Raw genomic sequence first — 19834 nt, forward strand, 5'->3', positions numbered from 1 at the left:
TTGGCCGCCGCTCACAAGGCGCCGGCCAAGGGGATAACCTAAACAGAAGGAGATCCACCATGGCTTTTAACATGCGCAACCGCAGCCTGCTCTCGCTGATGCACCACACCACGCGCGAGCTGAACTACCTGCTGGACCTGTCCCGCGACCTCAAGCGCGCCAAATACACCGGCACCGAGCGTCCGCACCTGCAGGGCAAAAACATCGCGCTGATCTTCGAAAAAACCTCGACCCGCACCCGTTGCGCGTTCGAAGTGGCGGCCCATGACCAAGGCGCCCACGTCACCTACATCGACCCGGTGTCGTCGCAGATCGGCCACAAAGAAAGCATGAAAGACACCGCCCGCGTACTCGGCCGCATGTTCGATGCGATTGAATACCGTGGCTTTGAGCAGGAAATCGTCGAAGAGCTGGCCAAGTTCGCCGGTGTGCCGGTGTTCAACGGCCTCACCGCCGAATTCCACCCAACCCAAATGATCGCCGACACCCTGACCATGCGCGAGCACAGCGACAAGCCGCTGCACGACATCAGCTACGCCTACCTGGGCGACGCGCGCTACAACATGGGCAACTCGCTGTTGATGATCGGCGCCAAGCTGGGCATGGACGTGCGCATCGGCGCGCCAAAAGCGCTGTGGCCGCATGAAGATTTCATCAAGCAGTGCCAGGCGTTTGCCATCGAAAGCGGCGCGCGCATCACCATCACCGAAGACCCGAAAGAAGCGGTGAAAGGCGTGGACTTCATCCACACCGACATCTGGGTGTCGATGGGCGAGCCGGTGGAAGCGTGGGACGAACGAATCGAGCAACTGCTGCCGTACCAGGTCAACGCCAAGATGATGAAAGCCTCGGGCAACCCTCGAGTGAAATTCATGCACTGCCTGCCGGCGTTTCATAACAGCGAAACCAAGGTCGGCAAGGACATCGCCGCGCGTTATCCGAACCTGGCCAATGGCGTGGAAGTGACCGAAGACGTGTTCGAGTCGCCGGCCAACATCGCGTTTGAGCAGGCGGAAAACCGCATGCATACCATCAAGGCGATTCTGGTGTCGGCGCTCGCGGATATCTAACTCAACACCGCTCCCACTGTTGGAACACGGTCAATGTGGGAGCTGGCTTGCCTGCGATGCAGACGCCTAGGTAGTTCAGATGTACCGAGGTGATGCCATCGCGGGCAAGCCCGGCTCCCACACAAGCCCGCTCCCACATTTTGTCCTGTGGTCACAAAGCTAAATTCTAGAAGGATTGCATTATGCGTATCGTCGTTGCACTGGGCGGTAACGCCCTGCTCCGCCGTGGTGAACCCATGACTGCGGACAACCAACGCACCAACATCCGAATCGCCACCGAACAGATCGCCAAGATCCACCCCGGCAACGAGCTGGTGATCGCCCACGGCAATGGCCCGCAAGTCGGCCTGCTGTCGTTGCAGGCGGCGGCCTACACCAGCGTGTCGCCCTACCCGCTTGACGTGCTGGGCGCCGAAACCGAAGGCATGATCGGCTACATCATCGAACAGGAACTGGGCAACCTGCTGGACTTCGAAGTGCCGTTCGCGACCTTGCTGACCCAGGTAGAAGTGGACCCCAAGGACCCGGCCTTCCAGAACCCGACCAAGCCCATCGGCCCGGTGTATTCCAAAGCCGAAGCCGAAAAACTCGCCGCCGAAAAAGGCTGGGCCATCGCCCCGGACGGCGATAAATACCGCCGCGTGGTTGCCAGCCCACGCCCGAAACGCATCTTTGAAATTCGCCCGATCAAGTGGCTGCTGGAAAAAAGCGCCATTGTTATCTGCGCCGGTGGCGGCGGGATTCCAACCCTGTATGGCGAAGACGGCAAGCTGCGCGGCATTGAAGCGGTGATCGACAAGGACCTGTGTTCATCGCTGCTGGCCGCGCAACTGGACGCCGATTTGCTGGTGATCGCCACCGACGTCAACGCTGCGTTTATCGACTTCGGCAAGCCGACCCAAAAGGCCATCGGCCAGGCCCACCCCGACGAAATGGAAAAACTCGGCTTCGCCGCCGGCTCCATGGGCCCGAAGGTGCAAGCCGCCTGCGAGTTCGCCCGCCAGACTGGCAAAACTGCCGTCATCGGTTCACTCTCGGACATCGAAGCCATCGTCCAGGGCAGCGCCGGCACGCGCATCAGCACGGCAAAACCTGGCATCACCTACCTGTGAAGTAGAGGAGAAACGCCTATGGCCACCTTTGAACCCGGTCACTTGCACGTCGAACGTCACGCGCTCAACAAGGATGACTACAGCTACAACCTGTGCATCGACTACGAGGTCATCCAGGATCCAAAGGAAGGCAAGGGAATGCTCTTCAAACTGCACGGATCGGTGCAAGGCAAGGACCTTAAGGAAGAGTTCTTCCTGCCCAAGGACCAGGCATTTGATTTCGCCCGGCACGCGATGAACCGCGCGCAGAAGTATGGGATGCCGAAGATTGCGACGCTTAACGGGCAGATGCACAAGCAGTACGACCTGATGTTTGAGGATGTACGGCATCAGTTGGATGTGAAGTCGGGAGATCCGGTCAAGCCCGAACACCTGGAATAACCCCGCTCCCACAGCCAAAACAGATCAACTGTGGGGGCTGGCTTGCCTGCGATAGCGGTGGATCAGTCGCCGCAAATATTGACTGATCGTTCGCCATCGCAGGCAAGCCAGCCTGCCCACATTTTTGATCTCTATCACCTGTCAGGCATACTTGCCGCCTCAAGCTCCCCAGAATTGTCAGCTGCCCCATGCGTATCCACGTCAGCTTTATCGACCGCGTCGGCATTACCCAGGAAGTCCTGGCCTTGCTCGGTGGGCGCAATCTCAACCTGGATGCGGTGGAGATGGTGCCGCCCAACGTCTACATCGACGCCCCGACACTGAGCGCCGAGGTGCTCGAAGAGCTGCGCGACGCGCTGTTCAGCGTGCACGGCGTACAGGCGGTCACCGTGGTCGACATCCTCCCCGGCCAGCGCCGTCACTTGCAGCTCGACGCCTTGCTGGCGGCCATGACCGACCCGGTGCTGGCCCTGGACAGCGCCGGCAAGATCCTGCTGGCCAACCCGGCGCTGATCGCCCTGTACGGCCGCGAGCCGGCCGGGGAAAGCATCAGCGAACTGTTCAACGATCCCGCGCTGCTGGGCACCTTGCTGGAACACGGCTTTCGCCTGCCCCTGCGCGAAATCAGTGTGAACGGCCAGACCCTGTTGCTGGACGCCACACCAATCACCGACGCCGGCGCCCTGCTGACCCTGTACCCGCCCAACCGCATCGGCGAACAGCTGTCGGCACTGCACCATGACCATGCCGAAGGGTTTGATGCGTTGTTGGGCGAGTCCCCAGCGATTCGCACCCTCAAGGCCCGTGCGCAGCGCGTCGCCGCACTGGATGCACCGTTATTGATCCAGGGCGAAACCGGCACCGGCAAAGAGCTGGTGGCGCGTGCCTGCCACGCCATCAGCGCGCGCCACAGTGCGCCGTTTTTGGCCTTGAACTGCGCAGCGTTGCCGGAAAACCTCGCCGAGAGTGAACTGTTCGGTTACGCCCCCGGCGCCTTTACCGGTGCGCAGCGCGGCGGTAAGCCGGGGCTGATGGAGTTGGCCAACCAGGGCACCGTTTTTCTTGATGAAATCGGCGAGATGTCACCGTATTTGCAGGCCAAGCTGCTGCGCTTTCTCAACGATGGCAGCTTCCGCCGGGTGGGCGGTGACCGCGAAGTGAAGGTCAATGTGCGCATCCTCAGCGCCACCCACCGCGACCTGGAAAAGATGGTTAGCGAGGGCACGTTTCGCGAAGACCTGTTCTACCGCCTCAACGTGCTCAACGTCGAAGTACCGCCGCTGCGTGAGCGCGGCCAAGACATCCTGCTGCTCGCCCGCTACTTCATGCAGCAGGCCTGCGCGCAGATCCAGCGCCCGGTGTGCCGCCTGGCGCCCGGCACTTACCCGGCGCTGCTGGGCAACCGCTGGCCGGGCAACGTTCGGCAACTGCAAAACGTGATCTTCCGCGCCGCCGCCATTTGCGAAAGCAGTTTGGTGGACATCGGCGACCTGGACATCGCCGGCACCTCGGTGGCGCGCCAGAGCGACGGCGAAGTCGACAGCCTGGAACAGGCGGTGGAAGACTTCGAGCGCAGCCTGCTGGAGAAGCTCTACGCCAGTTACCCCTCGACCCGCCAACTGGCCAGCCGCTTGCAGACCTCGCACACAGCCATCGCCCATCGCCTGCGCAAGTACGGCATCCCCAGCAAACCCTGACTGAATAAACGCAGTCCAAATGTGAGAGCTGGCTCGCCTGCTCCCACAGTGATCGCATTCCACACAAAATTGGGTCTGAGAACGACATCGACTGTACTGAAAGCGCTACAGCGTAACGATATCGCTACAACCCTGTTTTTTGCGCGCCATGCAAGGCTTTGATCCACATAGGCTTTTTTTCACAAGCCCGACTGTAGCGAAATCGCTACAGCCAAAACGTCTAACGCCATAACCAATTTTATTAACTTGTTGATTTAAAACAACTTAATGACATTGGCCGCGATATTGCTAAGCAACTCCTCATTATTCCAATCCCGTCCACCAGACGAATCTGGCCCTGAGGAGTTTCCATGAGCGAGTTGCGTTTCACTGAAGATCACGAATGGCTGCGCGCCGAAGCCGATGGCAGCGTCACCGTGGGTATCACCGCTTTCGCGCAGAACGCGCTGGGTGATGTGGTTTTCGTGCAACTGCCGGAGTTGCAGGCCTACGACAAGGGCGCCGAAGCCTCCACCGTGGAATCGGTCAAGGCCGCGAGCGGCGTGTACATGCCGCTGGACGGCGAAGTCCTCGAAGTCAACGACAAACTCGATGGCAGCCCGGAACTGGTCAACGAAGACCCGATGGGCGAAGGTTGGTTCTTCCGCTTTAAACCCGCCGATGCCGATGCAGTGGCTAAGCTGTTGGATCAGGATGCGTACGACCGCCTGATCAAAGCCAACGCCGAAGCCTGAGGAGCGCGCCATGACTATCAATCTCAGCACCGCTAACGAATTCATCGCCCGTCATATCGGCCCGCGCCAGGAAGATGAGCAAAAAATGCTCACCAGCCTGGGCTTTGACTCCCTGGAAGCCTTGAGCGCCAGCGTGATCCCGGAAAGCATCAAGGGCACCAGCGTGCTCGGCCTGGAAGACGGCCTGAGCGAAGCCGAGGCCCTGGCCAAGATCAAGGCCATCGCCGGCAAGAACCAACTGTTCAAGACCTACATCGGCCAGGGTTACTACAACTGCCACACGCCGTCGCCGATCCTGCGCAACCTGCTGGAAAACCCGGCCTGGTACACCGCTTACACGCCGTATCAGCCAGAGATTTCCCAAGGCCGCCTGGAAGCACTGCTGAATTTCCAGACCCTGATCAGCGACCTCACCGGCCTGCCGATCGCCAACGCCTCGCTGCTCGACGAAGCCACCGCCGCTGCCGAAGCCATGACCTTCTGTAAGCGCCTGAGCAAGAACAAGAGCAGCAACGCCTTCTTCGCCTCGATCCACAGCCACCCGCAAACCCTCGACGTGCTGCGCACCCGTGCCGAGCCGCTGGGTATCGACGTGGTCGTGGGCGACGAGCGTGAACTGACCGACGTCAGCGCGTTCTTCGGCGCCCTGCTGCAATACCCGGCCAGCAACGGTGACGTGTTTGATTACCGCGCACTGACCGAGCGTTTCCACGCCGCCAACGCCTTGGTCGCGGTCGCCGCCGACCTGCTGGCCCTGACCCTGCTGACCCCTCCGGGTGAGTTCGGCGCCGACGTGGCCATCGGCAGCGCACAACGCTTCGGCGTGCCGCTGGGCTTTGGTGGCCCGCACGCGGCGTACTTCTCTACCAAGGATGCGTTCAAGCGCGACATGCCGGGCCGTCTGGTCGGTGTGTCTGTCGACCGTTTCGGCAAGCCGGCCCTGCGCCTGGCCATGCAAACCCGCGAGCAACATATCCGTCGCGAGAAGGCCACCAGTAACATCTGCACCGCCCAAGTGCTGCTGGCCAACATCGCCAGCATGTACGCCGTGTATCACGGCCCCAAAGGCCTGACCCAGATTGCCCAACGCATTCACCAGCTGACCGCGATCCTGGCCAAGGGCTTGACCGCCTTGGGCTTGAAGGTCGAGCAGGCACACTTCTTCGACACCCTGACCCTCAACACGGGCGCCAACACCGCTGCCCTGCACGACAAGGCGCACGCACAGCGCATCAACCTGCGTGTGGTCGATGCTGAGCGTCTGGGCCTGTCGGTCGACGAAACCACCAGCCAAGCCGACATCGAAGCCCTGTGGTCGATCTTCGCCGACGGCAAGGCACTGCCCGCTTTCACCAACACCGAAAGCACCCTGCCCGCCGCGCTGCTGCGCCAGTCGCCGATCCTCAGCCACCCGGTGTTCAACCGTTACCACTCCGAAACCGAGCTGATGCGCTACCTGCGCAAGCTGGCCGACAAGGACCTGGCGCTGGACCGCACCATGATCCCGCTGGGCTCGTGCACCATGAAGCTCAACGCCGCCAGCGAAATGATCCCGGTGACCTGGGCTGAGTTCGGTGCCCTGCACCCGTTCGCCCCGGCCGCACAAAGCGCCGGCTACCTGCAGCTGACTTCCGAGCTGGAAGCCATGCTCTGCGCGGCCACCGGCTATGACGCCATCTCGCTGCAACCTAACGCCGGTTCCCAGGGTGAATACGCAGGCCTGCTCGCCATCCGCGCCTATCACCAGAGCCGTGGCGAAGAGCGTCGCGACATCTGCCTGATCCCATCGTCGGCCCACGGTACTAACCCTGCTACCGCCAACATGGCCGGTATGCGCGTGGTGGTCACCGCCTGCGATGCACGTGGCAACGTCGACATCGAAGACCTGCGCGCCAAGGCCATCGAGCACCGCGAACACCTCGCCGCGCTGATGATCACCTACCCGTCCACCCACGGCGTGTTCGAAGAAGGCATCCGCGAAATCTGCGGCATCATTCACGACAACGGCGGCCAGGTGTACATCGACGGCGCCAACATGAACGCGATGGTCGGCCTGTGCGCACCGGGCAAGTTCGGTGGCGACGTGTCCCACCTGAACCTGCACAAGACCTTCTGCATCCCGCACGGCGGTGGCGGCCCCGGCGTTGGCCCAATTGGCGTCAAATCCCACCTCACGCCGTTCCTGCCCGGCCACGCGGCCATGGAACGCAAGGAAGGCGCGGTGTGCGCGGCGCCATTCGGCAGCGCGAGCATCCTGCCGATCACCTGGATGTACATCAGCATGATGGGCGGCGCGGGCCTCAAGCGCGCGTCCCAACTGGCGATCCTGAATGCCAACTACATTTCCCGTCGCCTCGAAGAGCATTACCCAGTGCTCTACACCGGCAGCAATGGCCTGGTGGCGCACGAATGCATCCTCGACCTGCGTCCCTTGAAAGACAGCAGCGGCATCAGCGTCGACGACGTGGCCAAGCGCCTGATCGACTTCGGCTTCCACGCGCCGACCATGTCGTTCCCGGTGGCGGGCACCTTGATGATCGAGCCGACCGAAAGCGAATCCAAGGAAGAACTGGACCGCTTCTGTGACGCGATGATTGCCATCCGCGAAGAGATCCGCGCGGTAGAAAACGGCACGTTGGACAAGGACGACAACCCACTGAAAAACGCGCCGCACACGGCTGCTGAAATCGTCGGTGAATGGAGCCACCCGTACAGCCGTGAACAAGCGGTTTACCCGGTTGCGTCGCTGATCGAAGGCAAGTACTGGCCGCCGGTTGGCCGGGTCGACAACGTGTTTGGCGATCGCAATTTGGTGTGTGCGTGCCCGTCGATCGAGAGCTACGCGTAACCTGAGGTTGTACCCGATTTAATGCAGAAGCTGGCTTGTGTGGGAGCTGGCTTGCCTGCGATAGCATCACCTCGGTCTACCTGATAGACCGAGGTGCCTGCATCGCGGGCAAGCCCGGCGCCCACACAGTCCTCCTCCACCATTTGACCGAGTACGCCTGAAAAATAATAAGAAACCGGAGAACAACCATGTCCCTTAGCGTGTTCGACCTGTTCAAGATTGGCATCGGCCCCTCCAGCTCCCACACCGTTGGCCCGATGCGCGCCGCCGCCCGATTCGTCGAAGGCCTTAAGCGCGACAACCTGCTGAGCGCCACCACCGGCATCAAGGTGGAACTCTATGGCTCGCTGGGCGCCACTGGCAAAGGCCACGGCAGCGACAAGGCCGTGCTGCTCGGCCTGGAAGGTGAGCACCCGGACACCGTGAATACCGAAACTGTCGCCGCACGCCTGGCGCAGATGCGCAGCGACGGTCGCTTGAACCTGCTCGGTGAACACAGCATTGCGTTCAACGAGAAAGAACACCTGGCGATGATTCGCAAACCCCTCGCCTACCATCCTAACGGCATGATCTTTCGTGCGTTTGACGCCGCCGGCATCCAGGTTCGCAGCCGCGAGTACTACTCGGTCGGCGGCGGTTTTGTGGTGGATGAAGACGCCGCCGGCGCTGACCGGATTGTCGAAGACACCACGCCCCTGACCTTTCCCTTCAAGCACGCCAAGGACTTGCTTGGCCATTGCGCCACCTATGGGCTGTCGATCAGCCAGGTGATGCTGACCAATGAAGGCGCCTGGCGCCCGGAAGCGGAAACCCGTGCCGGTTTGCTGAAAATCTGGCAGGTGATGCAAGACTGCGTAGACGCCGGCTGCCGCAACGAAGGGATTCTGCCCGGTGGTTTGAAGGTCAAGCGCCGCGCCGCCGCGCTGCATCGCCAGCTGTGCAAGAACCCCGAATCGGCGCTACGCGACCCGTTGTCGGTGCTCGATTGGGTCAACCTGTATGCGCTGGCGGTCAACGAAGAAAACGCCAACGGCGGGCGTGTGGTCACGGCGCCCACCAACGGCGCGGCCGGGATTGTGCCGGCGGTGTTGCATTACTACATGCGCTTTATTCCGGGCGCGAACGAAGACGGCGTGGTGCGCTTTCTGCTCACCGCCGCCGCCATCGGGATTTTGTACAAGGAAAACGCCTCGATCTCCGGTGCCGAAGTCGGCTGCCAGGGCGAGGTCGGCGTGGCCTGTTCGATGGCCGCAGGTGCACTGTGTGAAGTGTTGGGTGGCAGCGTGTCCCAAGTGGAAAACGCCGCCGAGATCGGTATGGAACACAACCTCGGCCTGACCTGCGACCCGATTGGCGGCTTGGTACAAGTGCCGTGCATCGAGCGCAATGCGATGGGCTCGGTCAAGGCGATCAATGCAGTACGCATGGCCTTGCGCGGCGATGGGCAGCACTTTGTCTCCCTCGACAAGGTCATCCGCACCATGCGCCAGACCGGCGCCGACATGAAAAGCAAATACAAGGAAACCGCCCGTGGCGGTTTGGCGGTCAACATTATCGAGTGCTGACGCTTACACACGCGTCCGCACGTTTTTCAGGAGCTGAATATGTCCACCGAAACCCTGTTGAAAACCCCACTGCATGCGCTGCACCTTGAGCTGGGCGCGCGCATGGTGCCCTTCGCCGGCTACGACATGCCGGTGCAATACCCGCTGGGCGTGATGAAGGAACACCTGCACACCCGTGAACACGCCGGGTTGTTCGACGTGTCGCACATGGGCCAGATCCGCCTGACCGGCCCGAATGCCGCCAAAGCCCTGGAAACCCTGGTGCCCGTCGACATTATCGACCTGCCGGTCGGCATGCAGCGCTACGCAATGTTCACCAATGACCAAGGTGGCATTCTTGACGACCTGATGGTGGCCAACCTGGGTAACGACGAGCTGTTCCTGGTGGTCAACGCCGCCTGTAAGGACCAGGACCTGGCGCACCTGCGCAAACACATTGGCGAGCAGTGCAGCATCGAACCGCTGTTCGAAGAACGCGCCCTGCTGGCCCTGCAAGGCCCGGCGGCGGTGAAGGTACTGGCGCGCCTGGCACCGGAAGTGACCAAGATGACCTTTATGCAGTTCGCCACCCTGCGCCTGCTGGGCGTGGACTGCTACGTCAGCCGCTCCGGCTACACGGGTGAAGACGGTTTTGAAATCTCCGTACCTTCCAGCAACGCAGAAGCGCTGGCGCGTAGCCTGCTGGCCGAGACCGAAGTGCAGGCCATCGGCCTGGGCGCGCGTGACTCGCTGCGTCTGGAAGCCGGCCTGTGCCTGTACGGCCATGACATGAACACCGACACCACACCGATTGAAGCCGGCCTGCTGTGGGCGATCTCCAAGGCCCGGCGTGCCGACGGCGCACGTGCTGGTGGCTTCCCCGGCGCCGACCGGATCTTCACCCAGCAACAAGCCGGTGTAAGCCGTAAGCGTGTCGGCCTGCTGCCACAGGAACGTACCCCGGTGCGCGAAGGCGCAGAAATCGTCGATGAGCACGGCACCGTGATCGGCAGCGTGTGCAGCGGCGGCTTTGGCCCGACCTTGGGCGGCCCACTGGCCATGGGTTACTTGGACAGCGCATTCATCGCCTTGGATACCGAAGTGTCTGCGTTGGTACGTGGGAAAAAGGTGCCACTGCGTGTAAGTAAAATGCCATTCGTGCCACAACGTTACTACCGTGGCTGATTGACTGTTTCTATAAGTAACGCGGTTGCGTTAACGCGCACTAAACTGTAACGCAACCGCCATAAAACAGTGCATTGACGATAGTCAATGCACTAACACTTAACCTATAACAAGTGATCAACTCTATCGAATAAGTGGGATCCACATTGTTGATCAAACAGCCATGAAGCCAAGCAAAACCTGGGCTTTTGACGGGGCTTGTTTTTTCTCCATTAGTTGGCGTAGAGTTTCTTCACTGTGTTTGCATGGGTCGCTTGGAACCTGGACCTGGGCAGTAGCTGAAGTAGTTGCGCTACAACCCGTTCGACGTCTCTTACTTTCCTGCAACCCAGCCCAGTACTCTTTCATGCGAAAGGGGCTGTCATTAATTTTTGCGTCAAGGAAATAAGAAAATGTCGGATAAAAGTGGACGTCAGAGCGGTACCGTCAAGTGGTTTAACGACGAGAAAGGGTTTGGTTTTATCACTCCAGAAAGCGGTCCGGATCTGTTCGTCCATTTCCGCGCTATTCAGGGCAACGGCTTCAAGAGCCTGAAAGAAGGCCAAAAAGTGAGCTTCATCGCCGTGCAAGGCCAAAAAGGTATGCAGGCTGACGAAGTACAAGCAGACGGTTGATCCTTACTGCGACAAAAAGCCCCTGATGGTGACATCAGGGGCTTTTTTATGTGCGTTTGCTCGTAAAATGGCTTTTTTCTCTAGAGAGACTGCCATGTCCAAACCCCTGCTGAGCCCCCAAGGCGAATTCCCCGCCGTTGGCCTGGGCCGTCGTCTGGCAGCGATGTTTTATGACTTTCTGTTGTGCACCGCCTTGCTGATCGTCACCGCGTTTGTCTACAAGCTGGTGTGGATGGCGTTTATCGGCGAAGCCAAGATGCGCACGCTCACCGAATCCGGCGCGCTGGACGGTGACCCGTTGCTGTCGACGATTTTGTTTTTTGTGTTGTTTGGTTTTTTCGCGAAGTTCTGGACCCATTCCGGGCAGACGCTGGGCATGCAGGTGTGGGGCGTGCGCGTACAGAACGCCGACGGCTCGCGGATCAGTCTGTGGCAGGCGCTGTTACGCTTTGTGGTGTCGATTGCGTCGTGGCTGTGCGTGGGGTTGGGGTTTATCTGGTCGTTGTTTGATAAGCAGAAACGCAGTTGGCATGACATTTATTCGGATACGCAGTTGGTGCGGGTTCCGAAGCAGAAGAAGTAATTCAAGGCAACCCAAATCAAATGTCGGAGCTGGCTGGCTTGCGATGCAGGTACCTCGGTCTATCAGGCAGACCTGGGTGATGCTATCGCAGCATAGGTATCTACACATTTTTTTATGGGTTGAGTTCTTTGGTTGTCGTGGGGGCGCTGGGTGCATATCCGTTATTTGGGTAACGGCTGCTATGGGTTCCGCCCTTACGGCGGGTCACTTTTGGAAAAGAGCCCCAAAAGTAACCAAAAGGGCTCTTGCCCCACCACTCGGCACCTCGCTCACGCTTCGGTGTGCCCTTGTAAGATGATTTTCATCTGCTTCAGACCGTTATGCCCTCGGATTTCGAGATCGTGAGTGAGCGTGGGTCGAAGCAGATTCCTTCCTAAACTAGTCCGAACGGTTGCCAGGGCGCGAAGCCCGATTCTGCAAGGTTGGACGTGAGGAAAACACCATGGACCATGACTCTGCGTTTGTCGGAATTGATGTTTCCAAAAACAAGCTCGACTCATTTGTCAGCACCACTGGCCAAGTCGAACAGTTTTTCAATACTCAAGAAGATATCCAGCGTTTAGCTAAACATCTCAAGGCTCAGGAGCCGGTTTTGGTGGTGTTGGAAGCAACTGGGGGATATGAGCGGCTTGCGGCTGCGGAGCTTTGCGCTGCGGGACTGCCAGTCGTTGTCGTCAACCCCCGCCAGGTGCGTGATTTCGCCAAAGCTACCGGTCGGTTGGCTAAAACCGATGCTCTGGATGCCCAGGTGATTGCGGAGTTTGCCCAGGCGGTCAAACCCGAGATTCGAGAGATGCCAGATGAACACACTCGTGAGCTGGCAGATCTACTCACTCGACGCCGCCAACTCATCGACATGATCGTGGCGGAGGAGTCTCGGCTGAAGCAGGCGGTATTCAAGGCACTTCGAAGAGACATCAAGGCACATATCACCTGGCTTCAAAAGCGGCTTAAAAGCACAGACGATGACTTGCACGAAGCCATCAAGGCTTCCCCGGTCTGGAAGGCCAATTATGATTTGCTACGCGAGGTCGCTGGTGTTGGCAACGTGCTCGCACTTTCGCTGCTGGCGATGGTTCCGGAGCTGGGCAAGGTTAATCGCAAACAAGTGGCTGCCTTGGTTGGTGTGGCGCCTTTTAACTGCGATAGCGGCCTCTACAAAGGGCGTAGACGGATATGGGGTGGTCGAGCTGAGGTTCGAAGTGTGCTTTACATGGCCGTCTTGTCCTCGAAGAGCCATAACCCGGTGATCGAGAGGTTCTACAACCATCTGCTTGCTGCAGGAAAGACGAAGAAAGTAGCGCTGGTTGCATGCATGAGAAAGCTGCTGACGATCTTGAATGCGATGGTGCGCGATCAAAAGCATTTCGCTGAAATGGCTTGAATTTCGACACGGTTGCTCACTCCGGCTTTGGACCGTGGGCCGCCGCCATGGGCCATCCTTGGCCCATCGCGGCTAAACCGGCGTCCTGCCGGTTTACCCACGCTCCAAAGCCTGCGTTCGGCCAGCGTGGTTTAACGGGGCGCCTAAGATCAAGATCAAAAGCAAGAGCACGGCGGCCTAGTAGCCGACCTGAGTGGTTGAAGCAAATCAAAAGCACGGCCGAGGCGGCCTGACAGCCGACCTGACATTTGAAACTGAACTCAATCTAATGTGGGAGCTGGCTTGCCTGCGATGGCATCGGCTGGTTATGCCTGACACACCGAGGTGCTTGCATCGCAGGCAAGCCAGCTCCCACAGAAAAGCAGAGCACTGCGGTGCTGGCAGCCAAGCCCGCTCCCACAGTTGGATCTCGGTACATCAGACAGAGAGTGTGCTGCTGTGCTTTTGCCCTGCTTTTGCTTCTACCACTCAGGTCGGCTACTAGGCCGCCGTGCTCTTGCTTTTGATCTTGATCTTGATCTTGATCTGAGGCGCCCCGTTAACCACGATGGCCGAACGCAGGCTTGAATCCGTGGGTAACCCGGCAGGACGCCGGGTTAGCCGCGATGGGCCAAGGATGGCCCATGGCGGCGGCCCACGGATTCAAGCCGGAGTGAGGGCATGCCGAGCCTAGGCGAGGCACCGAGTGGTGGGGCGAAGACCTTTTGCTTACTTTTGGGTCTTTCCAAAAGTGAGCCGCTGTAAGAGCGGAACCCTAAGCAGCCGTTACCGCAGCAACGGATATGTACTCACATCTACCTAAAAACCCCGTCAAAAACTTAGCGCAACACAAAAAGTTGCGTAGACACCCATGGCTATCGCGGGCAAGCCAGCTCCCACAGTTTGACCGTTTTTACAGCTGGGTCAGGCATTGCCAGCCAGTTTCAGGCGCGCAGCCTGGGTAAAATCCAGCATGCGCTTGAGCGGCCGCACCGCCTGTGGAATCACCGACGGCTCAACGAAAATCTCGTTGCTGCCCTCACGCAGGCATTGCAACGTGCGCTCCAGCGTATTCATCGCCATCCACGGGCAGTGCGCGCAACTGCGGCATGCCGCGCCGTTACCGGCAGTCGGCGCCTCAACGAAGACTTTGTCTGGGCACAGCTGCTGCATCTTGTAGAAGATGCCGCGATCAGTCGCCACGATAAAGGTCTTGTTCGGCAAACGCTGGGCCGCCGCGATCAGTTGGCTGGTGGAACCCACCGCGTCCGCCAATTCAATCACCGCCGTCGGCGACTCTGGGTGCACCAGAATCGCGGCATCCGGGTACAGCGCCTTCATGTCTTCCAACTGCTTGGACTTAAATTCCTCGTGGACGATGCACGCGCCGTCCCACAGCAACATATCCGCACCGGTCTGGCGCTGAATGTAAGTGCCCAGGTGTTTGTCCGGGCCCCAGATAATCGTCTCGCCGTTGTCCATCAGGCTTTCGACGATTTCCAGTGCGCAGCTGGAGGTGACGACCCAATCCGCCCGGGCTTTAACTGCCGCCGAGGTGTTGGCATACACCACCACCGTGCGCTCCGGATGCTGATCGCAGAACGCCGAGAACTCATCCACCGGGCAGCCAAGATCCAGGGAGCAGGTGGCTTCCAGGGTGGGCATGAGGATGCGTTTTTCGGGGGTGAGGATTTTGGCGGTCTCGCCCATGAATCGCACGCCGGCAACCAACACGGTCTTGGCCGGGTGGGCAGCGCCGAAGCGGGCCATTTCCAGGGAGTCGGAAACACAGCCGCCGGTTTCTTCGGCCAAGGCCTGAATCACCGGGTCGCAGTAGAAGTGGGCAACCAGCACCGCGTCTTGAGCCTTGAGCTCGGCGGCGATGGCGGCACGCAGGCGCGTCTCCTCTTCGGCGCTCAGAGCCTTGGGCTGCTTGGCGTCGAGGTGGGCTTGAACCAGAAGGCGTTCGGAAATTTGCGTCATGTTCGCAAGACCTGCAGGCGCAGTTGCGCGAAAGTCGAGTGTACCACCGGCTCTGGAGCCCTTTGGGCGCCGCCGGACGAAGTGGTTGTGTTCATCAAGCACGGGTGAAGCTGCGCAAGGCTACAGAATATCGAATGGATTCAAAAGCCTAATCTGGCATTCTCGGGCACGTCTGTCGGGGGGAATAAACGGCGAAGAGCCCTGCCACAAGCCGGGCTCTTCGCGGTACAACGAAGCTCAGAAACGGTAAGTCACCGAACCACCAAAACCGTTGGCGCTGTTTTCATACTTGGCGTGGTAGGTCAGGCCCCGTGCTGGCTGAGTCTGGCGCACCTTGATCGGCTCTTCCTTCAAGTAGGAATACGCCACGTCGAAGGTCAGGTTATCGATCGGCGTGACCAGATAGCCCATCGGCACGGCAATGCCGGCGAGCAGCGGTGTGGAGGCGAGCGAAATGGAGAGCGCCAAGGCGCCTTTTAGCGTTTTTTATTCATTACTAGGGCTCGAATTATTGGGCAGCGCCGTGCGTGAGGAAGTCGCTGGTGGGATAGGTATCGTAATGACATGATGAAGACCATTTAACCCACTCGGCCACACTCAAATGAATACCACTGTCGGGATGGGCCCTGAGCCAAGCGAACTGGCCACCAGCGGCCTGGGCAGGAACGAGGCATTCACCGAGCGCGTGTTGGCCAGCATCAACGACTGCATCAAGGTCCTCGACCTCGATGCCCGCCTCACCTTTATGAGTGAAGGCGGCATGAAAATCATGGAAGTCAGCGACTTCAACAGCATCCGTGGCTGCCCATGGCCCGACTTCTGGCAAGACCAGGGCAACCTGGATGCCAAGGCGGCCGTGCAGGCCGCCAAACGCGGTGAAAGCGCGAGCTTCATCGGCCCCGCCCAGACCTTGGCCGGTAACCCGAAATGGTGGCATGTGCAGGTCAGCCCGATCCTTGACAGTGCCGGCCAGCCGGAGCAGATCCTCTGCGTCTCCCGAGATATCACCGCCCTGCGTGAAGCCGAGGAGTCGTTGCGCAGCCTCAACGAATCCCTGGAACAACGGGTGGTGGAGCGCACCCGCGACCGTGACCGTATCTGGCGCCTGTCGCCGGACCTGATGCTGGTCGCCCAACTCGACGGCGTCATCTCCGCCGTCAACCCGGCCTGGACGCGCATGCTCGGCCACACCGAACACGACTTGGTGGGCAGCCAGCTGCTGGCCTTGGTGCACCCGGACGACCTGGCCGTCTCATCGTCAGCGGTCAGCCGCCTGGGGGATGGCAAGAATTTCCCCAACTTCAAGAACCGCTACCGCCACCAGGATGGCAGCTACCGCATGATTGCCTGGACCGCCGTGCCCGACAGCGACTACATCCACGCGGTGGGCCGGGATATCCAGGCCGAGGAAGAAGCCAAGGAAGCCCTGCGCCTGACGGAAGACGCCCTGCGTCAATCGCAGAAACTGGAAGCGATTGGCCAACTGACCGGCGGCGTCGCACACGACTTCAATAACCTGCTGACCGTGATCAAGTCCTGCGCTGACTTGCTCAAAACCCCTTCCCTGAGCGAAGTGCGGCGCATCAAGTACGTGGACGCCATCGCCAACACCGTGGACCGCGCCGCGCGCCTGACCGCCCAATTGCTGACCTTCGCCCGCCGCCAAGCCTTGCGCCCGGAAGTCTTCAACGTCAGCGACAGCGTACTGCGGGTGGGCGAGATGATGGACAGCCTGACCGGCTCTCGCATCAAGGTCACTATCGAGGTGCCGCAAGAAGCCTGCTTTATCAACGCCGATGAAAGCCAGTTCGATACCGCCTTGGTGAATATGGTGGTCAATGCCCGGGATGCCATGGACGGCAGTGGCCAGTTGGCGATCAAGGTAGCAACAGCTACGTGGCTGCCTTCAGTGCGTGCCCACCCGGTGCGCATCGCCGACTACGTGACCATTGAGTTGAGCGACACCGGTTCAGGCATTGCAGCGGAAAAGCTCGACGCGATCTTCGAACCCTTCTACACCACCAAGGGCATCGGCCAAGGCACCGGGCTGGGCCTGTCGCAGGTGTATGGCTTTGCCAAGCAGTCGGGCGGGGAAATTCTGGTGCAGAGCGAATGCGGCAAAGGCAGCCAGTTCATGTTGTACCTGCCCAAGGTCGAGGCCGGTGTGACGCCAGTCATCCAGGACAATCACGACGCCCTCATCGCCTCGAACTTGTGCGTGCTGATGGTCGAGGACAACGCCGATGTCGGCCTCTACACCTCGCAGACCCTGGAGCAGATGGGCTTTAAAGTGCTGTGGGTGGCAGACGCCAACAGTGCGCTGGAAGCCCTGGCGCCCAACCCGGAAAGCTTCCAGGTAGTGTTCTCCGACATCTCCATGCCGGGCATGAGCGGGCTGGAATTACTCGACGCCATCGAAGCCCTCTACCCCTGGCTGCCGGTGGTACTCACCACCGGCTACAACGATGAATACGCACGCATTGCCCAGGAAGAAGCCCAGCGCTTTGTGTTGCTGCAAAAGCCCTACTCCACCGAGGGGTTGGCCATGCTGCTGCAAAAAGTCGTCAAGAGCCGTCTGAACCTGATTGCACAAGCCTAAGCCAGAACCGGGGCTGCGCAGGCCCCGTTTATAAACACGCCGATTGAACGGTTCCTCTGCAACAATCAGAAACTGCCCCGCGCCTCTGCATTGCAACCAAAACCCGAAAATTCAACACACACTAGGTGCCCACACCGGCACCACGCACCATGTTTGCGCATTCTTTTATTGAATAACGCGGCATTCCTCACGTTTTATGCAATAAATCCTACAGCCGACGTAACAATCCGTTTAATGATGGCTCTAGTGGCAAAAGACCACTGGGCCCACGGTTTGGCTCAGGGTTATGAATCGTGTGTATGTTTACGTTAAGGATGTCGAGTGCCGAATCAGCCCTCAACACAACGCCGGTGTTGTATCCAGAGACTGGGCGTCGCCCTGCTCTGCCTGTGCGCGCTGCCGGCCGCCGCCGCCGATGGGCCGCAAGCGGGCCATGAAGCGCTGCGCTTGCAGCAGCAACAGCAGCGCGACTTGCAGCAATTACAACTGGAGCAGCGTCAACGGCAGCTGCAACGCGGCAGTTTCGGTACGCAACCGGCCACGCCGGCCTTGCCAACAGACATCGCCAAAGATGAACGCTGCTGGCCGCTGAGCGGCACGCGCCTGGCCGGGGTCACGCTGTTCAGCCAGGCTGAACTGAACAAACGTATCGAACCCTATGTGGCGCCGTGCATGGGCGTCACCCAGATCAACCGCCTGCTGGCCGAGATCACCCAGCTGTATGTGCAAGCCGGCTATATCGCCAGCCGCCCGTACCTGATCAGCCCGCCGGCGGCCGGGCAGTCGCTGGATATTCACGTCGAAGAGGGCTACCTCGAAGCCATCGAACTGGCCGACCAGAGCCTGCCGGTGTCGTTAGGCGGCGCGTTCCCCGGGATGCTCGGCAAGCCGCTGAACCTGCGCGATTTGGAACAAGGCCTGGACCAGCTCAACCGCCTGCGCTCGGTGGACCTTACCGCCGACATCGCCCCTGGCAGTGAAGCTGGCGCCTCGCGCATCATCCTGCGTTCGCGCAGCACCGCCTCGCGCTGGGCGTTGGGGCTTGGGGTGGATAACCTCGGCAGCGCCGGCACCGGGCGTGATCGCAATGCCATCAACCTGAGCCTGGACAGCCCGCTGGAGCTCAATGATTCGCTCAACCTGAGCTTCAGCGACACGCTCAACCACGGGCCGCGCTACAGCCGCAGCAACAGCCTGTTTTATTCCATCCCTTACGGGTACTGGACCTACAGCCTGTTCGCCAGCCATAACGAATACCGCTCGCCGTTCAAGCTCAGCCGCGCCACGTTTTATAACAGCGGCCGTACCGACCAGGTCAGTTTGCGCACCGACCGCGTGCTGTGGCGCGACCAGGGCCATCAACTCAGCGCCAACCTGCAACTGGCCTACAAGGACGTCGACAGCTACCTGCAAAAGGTTCGCTTAGGCATCCAGAGCCCGACGCTGACAGTGGCCGAGGCTGGCCTGAATCTGTTCTGGCTCAACAGCGCAGTGTGGAACCTCGACGTCAATTACGCCCAAGGCCTGACGTGGTTCGGCGCCGACCGTGATGCTGACCAAACGCAAAAAAACTTGCCCCAGTCGCAATTCCATAAGTACCGCGCCAACCTCACCCAATGGCGCAACGGCCAATGGCTGGGCCAGCCGTGGCAGTGGCAGAGCCAGCTGTCGGCGCAATACAGCCCGGATGCGTTGCCTGCCATCGAACAACTGCTGGGCACCGACGATTCGGCGGTACGTGGCTACCGCGAAAACAGCGCGTCCGGGGCCATCGGTGCGGTATGGCGCAACACCTTGCGCCTGCCGTGGAGCAGCAACCTGCCGGTAAAAATCACCCCGCGCCTGGGCCTGGACAACGGCTGGCTCAAGCGCGAACACGGCGCCCAAAGCCAGCGCCTGAGCGGCGCCAGTGTCGGGCTCAACCTGAGCTGGAAAAACGTGCAACTGGACCTCGATTACCAACGCAACCTCAACACGCCCACGGGGTTTGGCCAGGAACCGGAGGTCTGGCTGACGCGCCTTAGCTTGCAGATATGAACAAACACCTGTTTAGCCTGAATTAACCGCCGTACCTGACCACCCCAGCAGCGTTGCAACGAACAACGCACGTCGCGGATCAGC

The 19834-nt window shown here is 60.1% G+C and carries 14 protein-coding genes and 1 pseudogene; 13 read left to right on the forward strand and 2 right to left on the reverse strand.

Features of this window, described 5'->3' with window-relative positions:
- Positions 1 to 59: 59 nt before the first annotated feature.
- From K0P33_RS25610 to K0P33_RS25660, 11 genes are all read left to right on the forward strand, one after another.
- Complete coding sequence (locus tag K0P33_RS25610; RefSeq protein ID WP_094950808.1) at positions 60 to 1070, forward strand: ornithine carbamoyltransferase; 1011 nt, start codon at positions 60 to 62, stop codon at positions 1068 to 1070.
- A 182-nt stretch (positions 1071 to 1252) separates the two neighbouring features.
- Positions 1253 to 2182: a carbamate kinase gene (arcC, locus tag K0P33_RS25615; protein ID WP_094950807.1), complete on the forward strand. Its 930-nt coding sequence runs from the start codon at positions 1253 to 1255 to the stop codon at positions 2180 to 2182.
- Positions 2183 to 2200: 18 nt separating this feature from the next.
- A complete protein-coding gene (locus K0P33_RS25620) occupies positions 2201 to 2563 on the forward strand; it encodes a DUF5064 family protein (RefSeq protein ID WP_094950806.1) in 363 nt (120 codons plus the stop codon).
- 188 nt (positions 2564 to 2751) lie between these two features.
- Positions 2752 to 4260 (forward strand): sigma-54-dependent transcriptional regulator, encoded by a 1509-nt coding sequence (locus K0P33_RS25625; protein WP_094950805.1) that lies wholly within the window; start codon positions 2752 to 2754, stop codon positions 4258 to 4260.
- Between the two features lie 350 nt (positions 4261 to 4610).
- Positions 4611 to 4994, forward strand: a complete 384-nt coding sequence (gcvH, locus tag K0P33_RS25630) for a glycine cleavage system protein GcvH (protein ID WP_005790845.1) — start codon at positions 4611 to 4613, stop codon at positions 4992 to 4994.
- A 10-nt stretch (positions 4995 to 5004) separates the two neighbouring features.
- The gene (gcvP, locus tag K0P33_RS25635; protein WP_242152253.1) at positions 5005 to 7842 is read left to right on the forward strand and encodes an aminomethyl-transferring glycine dehydrogenase; all 2838 of its coding nucleotides are present in this window, start codon (positions 5005 to 5007) and stop codon (positions 7840 to 7842) included.
- 188 nt (positions 7843 to 8030) lie between these two features.
- Positions 8031 to 9407 (forward strand): L-serine ammonia-lyase, encoded by a 1377-nt coding sequence (locus K0P33_RS25640; RefSeq protein ID WP_242152256.1) that lies wholly within the window; start codon positions 8031 to 8033, stop codon positions 9405 to 9407.
- A gap of 39 nt (positions 9408 to 9446) precedes the next feature.
- Positions 9447 to 10571, forward strand: a complete 1125-nt coding sequence (gene gcvT / locus K0P33_RS25645; protein WP_094950802.1) for a glycine cleavage system aminomethyltransferase GcvT — start codon at positions 9447 to 9449, stop codon at positions 10569 to 10571.
- Between the two features lie 392 nt (positions 10572 to 10963).
- Positions 10964 to 11185, forward strand: coding sequence for a cold-shock protein (locus tag K0P33_RS25650; RefSeq protein ID WP_094950801.1), 222 nt, complete (start codon positions 10964 to 10966; stop codon positions 11183 to 11185).
- 94 nt (positions 11186 to 11279) lie between these two features.
- A complete protein-coding gene (locus tag K0P33_RS25655; RefSeq protein ID WP_094950800.1) occupies positions 11280 to 11768 on the forward strand; it encodes an RDD family protein in 489 nt (162 codons plus the stop codon).
- A 442-nt stretch (positions 11769 to 12210) separates the two neighbouring features.
- Complete coding sequence (locus K0P33_RS25660; protein WP_094953916.1) at positions 12211 to 13152, forward strand: IS110 family transposase; 942 nt, start codon at positions 12211 to 12213, stop codon at positions 13150 to 13152.
- 903 nt (positions 13153 to 14055) lie between these two features.
- Here the strand turns inward: K0P33_RS25660 and nadA are convergent.
- Both nadA and K0P33_RS25670 read right to left on the reverse strand, forming a co-directional pair.
- Entirely contained in the window at positions 14056 to 15114 is a 1059-nt protein-coding gene (gene nadA, locus K0P33_RS25665; RefSeq protein ID WP_242152259.1) for a quinolinate synthase NadA, read from the reverse strand.
- Positions 15115 to 15351: 237 nt separating this feature from the next.
- Positions 15352 to 15510 (reverse strand): annotated as a pseudogene (locus tag K0P33_RS25670) (transporter); the annotation flags it as partial.
- A 205-nt stretch (positions 15511 to 15715) separates the two neighbouring features.
- Between K0P33_RS25670 and K0P33_RS25675 the strand changes: the two are divergent.
- Both K0P33_RS25675 and K0P33_RS25680 read left to right on the forward strand, forming a co-directional pair.
- Positions 15716 to 17713: a PAS domain-containing sensor histidine kinase gene (locus K0P33_RS25675; protein ID WP_242152261.1), complete on the forward strand. Its 1998-nt coding sequence runs from the start codon at positions 15716 to 15718 to the stop codon at positions 17711 to 17713.
- Between the two features lie 378 nt (positions 17714 to 18091).
- Positions 18092 to 19750: a ShlB/FhaC/HecB family hemolysin secretion/activation protein gene (locus tag K0P33_RS25680; RefSeq protein WP_242156121.1), complete on the forward strand. Its 1659-nt coding sequence runs from the start codon at positions 18092 to 18094 to the stop codon at positions 19748 to 19750.
- The last annotated feature ends 84 nt before the right edge of the window (positions 19751 to 19834 follow it).

The sequence above is a fragment of the Pseudomonas sp. ArH3a genome, assembly GCF_022648765.1.
GTDB lineage: Bacteria > Pseudomonadota > Gammaproteobacteria > Pseudomonadales > Pseudomonadaceae > Aquipseudomonas.

Bases quoted from the DNA above. Each gene is read 5' to 3' on its own strand.
- K0P33_RS25610 (WP_094950808.1), top strand. From the start codon at position 60: ATGGCTTTTAACATGCGCAACCGCAGCCTGCTCTCGCTGATGCACCAC.
- arcC (WP_094950807.1), top strand. From the start codon at position 1,253: ATGCGTATCGTCGTTGCACTGGGCGGTAACGCCCTGCTCCGCCGTGGT.
- K0P33_RS25620 (WP_094950806.1), top strand. From the start codon at position 2,201: ATGGCCACCTTTGAACCCGGTCACTTGCACGTCGAACGTCACGCGCTC.
- K0P33_RS25625 (WP_094950805.1), top strand. From the start codon at position 2,752: ATGCGTATCCACGTCAGCTTTATCGACCGCGTCGGCATTACCCAGGAA.
- gcvH (WP_005790845.1), top strand. From the start codon at position 4,611: ATGAGCGAGTTGCGTTTCACTGAAGATCACGAATGGCTGCGCGCCGAA.
- gcvP (WP_242152253.1), top strand. From the start codon at position 5,005: ATGACTATCAATCTCAGCACCGCTAACGAATTCATCGCCCGTCATATC.
- K0P33_RS25640 (WP_242152256.1), top strand. From the start codon at position 8,031: ATGTCCCTTAGCGTGTTCGACCTGTTCAAGATTGGCATCGGCCCCTCC.
- gcvT (WP_094950802.1), top strand. From the start codon at position 9,447: ATGTCCACCGAAACCCTGTTGAAAACCCCACTGCATGCGCTGCACCTT.
- K0P33_RS25650 (WP_094950801.1), top strand. From the start codon at position 10,964: ATGTCGGATAAAAGTGGACGTCAGAGCGGTACCGTCAAGTGGTTTAAC.
- K0P33_RS25655 (WP_094950800.1), top strand. From the start codon at position 11,280: ATGTCCAAACCCCTGCTGAGCCCCCAAGGCGAATTCCCCGCCGTTGGC.
- K0P33_RS25660 (WP_094953916.1), top strand. From the start codon at position 12,211: ATGGACCATGACTCTGCGTTTGTCGGAATTGATGTTTCCAAAAACAAG.
- nadA (WP_242152259.1), bottom strand. From the start codon at position 15,114: ATGACGCAAATTTCCGAACGCCTTCTGGTTCAAGCCCACCTCGACGCC.
- K0P33_RS25675 (WP_242152261.1), top strand. From the start codon at position 15,716: ATGAATACCACTGTCGGGATGGGCCCTGAGCCAAGCGAACTGGCCACC.